The 2,562-nt window shown below is 59.4% G+C and carries 3 protein-coding genes; all 3 read left to right on the plus strand.

The window, feature by feature from the left end; all coding sequences use genetic code 11:
- The first annotated feature begins 79 nt into the window (after nucleotides 1–79).
- From tnpA to tnpC, 3 genes are read left to right on the plus strand one after another with little or no spacing between them, the layout of a single operon-like run.
- On the plus strand, nucleotides 80–520 hold the full coding sequence (gene tnpA, locus JTP94_RS25305; RefSeq protein ID WP_246755318.1) for an IS66-like element accessory protein TnpA: 441 nt from the start codon (nucleotides 80–82) through the stop codon (nucleotides 518–520).
- The gene (tnpB, locus tag JTP94_RS25310) at nucleotides 504–857 is read left to right on the plus strand and encodes an IS66 family insertion sequence element accessory protein TnpB (RefSeq protein ID WP_018240906.1); all 354 of its coding nucleotides are present in this window, start codon (nucleotides 504–506) and stop codon (nucleotides 855–857) included. Before tnpA ends, tnpB begins: the two co-directional genes overlap by 17 nt.
- Before the next feature lie 41 nt (nucleotides 858–898).
- On the plus strand, nucleotides 899–2,506 hold the full coding sequence (gene tnpC / locus JTP94_RS25315; protein WP_204853189.1) for an IS66 family transposase: 1,608 nt from the start codon (nucleotides 899–901) through the stop codon (nucleotides 2,504–2,506).
- Nucleotides 2,507–2,562: the final 56 nt, after the last annotated feature.

A 2,562-nucleotide genomic window follows, 5' to 3' on the forward strand; every position in this document is an offset into this window, starting at 1 on the left:
GTAAGCGCGCAATTCCGCGCACCTGTTCACTGAACAGCGAATGAAGGATTCTGTGTCCACAAGGGAGACGGTGGACACAATGACATTGGATATCTTGAAGGGCTCAGGGGGTCTTCGGGCTGTGAAGGTTCTTTCCAACGGGAAGCGGCGTTTCGATCCCGTCGAGAAAGACCGGCTGATCGACGCTGCAATGAAGCCCGGGGTATCGGTTGCCCGTCTGGCACTGGCGCACGGCGTCAACGCCAATCAGTTACGCAACTGGGTGAAGCTTCGCCGAGATCGGCAGGCCCAGGGTGGTTTGACGGTTGTTGCAGGACAGGAAACGTCGGCCTTTGTTCCTGTGGTTGCAGTGTTGCCGATTTCGCGGCAGCCCGACATGCCGGCCCGGCCATCATCGGCAGGAATGCGGGTGATTGCGTCTTTGCCTAATGGTGTTCGGCTTGAGCTTGAGGATGTGGATGAGCGGGCCCTTTCCGCGATGATCGAAGTTTTGGGGCGGTGCAATGTTCCGGCTGGCTGACGATCTTCGCGTTTATCTTCACCGGGACCCGATCGACTTTCGTGCGGGGATCAACAGCCTGGCGATCCTGGTCGAGCAGTCGATGGGCCTGAGCCCGTTCGAGCGTGCTGTCTTCGTCTTTTGCAACCGCCGGCGCACTCGGATGAAGCTCCTGTTCTTCGAGCGGTCAGGGTTCGTGCTTGTATTGAAAGCTTTGTCCGAAGACCGGTTTCGCTGGCCCCGCCGCGAGGCACCGGTCGTGACGCTCGATACCGAACAGTTGCGCTGGCTGCTTGACGGCATCGATCTCGACGCGATGGTGCGCCATCCTGTTCGGCAATATGAGTTTGTCGGCTGAAGGCTGTTGACGAGGCGGGGCGGCTCAGATTCAAAGCTACGATGACACGAGCCGGCACCCCGACCATTGCGGAACTGATGGCGCTTCTGGCGGCGAATGCTGCCGAGAACGCCGCGCTGCGGGCTGAGAGAGACGCCCTTGAGCAGCGTGTCTTCAAGCTCGAGGAAGAACTGGCGCTTGCACAACTGCATCGTTTTGCGCCGCGCAGCGAAAAGCATATGGACCGCGTCTTCAATGAAGCCGAGAACGCCGCTCTCGAGGCCGATGCTGATGAGGGCTTGGCCGACTGTGACGAGACCGACGCCACTGAGCTTCCCGACACGGGATTGCCAGAGGTGGAAAAGCCCGAAGGCCGCAAGCGCGGGCGTAAACCTCTTCCGGCAAATTTGCCCCGCCAACGCGTTGAATATGACCTTGCCGACGATCAGAAGACCTGTCCGTGCTGCCGCCATCCTTTGCATAGGATGGGCGAAGTCGTCACCGAGCAGCTGCATATCGAGGTGAAGGCCACGGTGCTGCAGAATGCCCGGGCCAAGTATGCTTGCCGCAACTGCGAGCGCACCGATATCAGCACTCCCGTTATCATCGCGCCGATGCCCGCACAGCCCTTGCCGGGCAGTATTGCCACGGCCTCGACGCTGGCCTTTGCTCTTGTTCATAAATATGTCGACGGCACACCGCTCTATCGCCTGGCACAGGCCTTCGAGCGCGCTGGCGTCCCTGTCAGCCGTGGCGCTCTTGGCCATTGGGTGATCGGCTCCAGCGAAAAGCACCTCGTTCGCATCTACGATGCACTGAAGCAGCGGCTCTTGTCGCAGAACGTCATTCACGGTGACGAGACCACGGTGCAGGTGCTGAAGGAAAAGGACAGGAAAGCAACTGACGAGTCCTACATTTGGGCCTATCGTAGCGGAAAGGATAGTGTCGAGCCGGTTGTGCTGCTTGAATATCAGCCCGGTCGTGGGCAGGTGCATCCGCAGACTTTCCTTGGTGACTATCGCGGCATCCTGATGAGCGACGGCTATCAGGGCTGGCGCACCCTGAAGGGCGCAACGCATGTCGGGTGTATGGCTCACGCCAGGCGACGCTTCGTCAACGCCTTCAAGGCCGGGAAAAAACAAAGCGGGCCGCCCGCGCAGGCATTGAAGTTCTTCGACCAGCTCTATCGGATTGAAAGGCAGGCGCGGGACGAAAAGCCGGATGACGGCGAAACGCAGGCCGATTGCACCCGGCGCTTGCGCCAGAAGCATAGCGTTCCAGTCCTTGATGCCCTGAAGGAGTGGCTCGACAGGATGGCCCCCAAGGTCGTGCCCGACACCAAGCTCGGCGATGCGATCTCTTATACGCGAAACCAGTGGCAATATCTGACCCGCTACACTGAAGACGGCAGGATGCCGATCGACAACAATTTATTGGAACGCGATATCAGAGTTTTTGCCACTGGAAGGAAAAGCTGGCTATTTTGCGACACTGTCGACGGGGCCAAGGCAAGCGCCGTCATTTACAGCCTTATGCTGACCTGTCGGGCCTGTGGCGTCGAGCCATTCGCCTGGTTGCGACACGTCTTCACCGAATTGCCGCAGCGTCCGGACGGCGCAAATATCGACGATCTGCTCCCATTTAACTTCGCCAAATCCACTGCCGCATAAGCCGCTGCGGGCCTCACAATCCACTGCGTCAACGCGCAGCGAAATGAGCGCTTACG

This window comes from Martinezella lusitana (assembly GCF_016901135.1).
GTDB lineage: Bacteria > Pseudomonadota > Alphaproteobacteria > Rhizobiales > Rhizobiaceae > Rhizobium > Rhizobium lusitanum_D.

Bases quoted from the DNA above. Each gene is read 5' to 3' on its own strand.
- tnpA (WP_246755318.1), top strand. From the start codon at position 80: ATGACATTGGATATCTTGAAGGGCTCAGGGGGTCTTCGGGCTGTGAAG.
- tnpB (WP_018240906.1), top strand. From the start codon at position 504: ATGTTCCGGCTGGCTGACGATCTTCGCGTTTATCTTCACCGGGACCCG.
- tnpC (WP_204853189.1), top strand. From the start codon at position 899: ATGACACGAGCCGGCACCCCGACCATTGCGGAACTGATGGCGCTTCTG.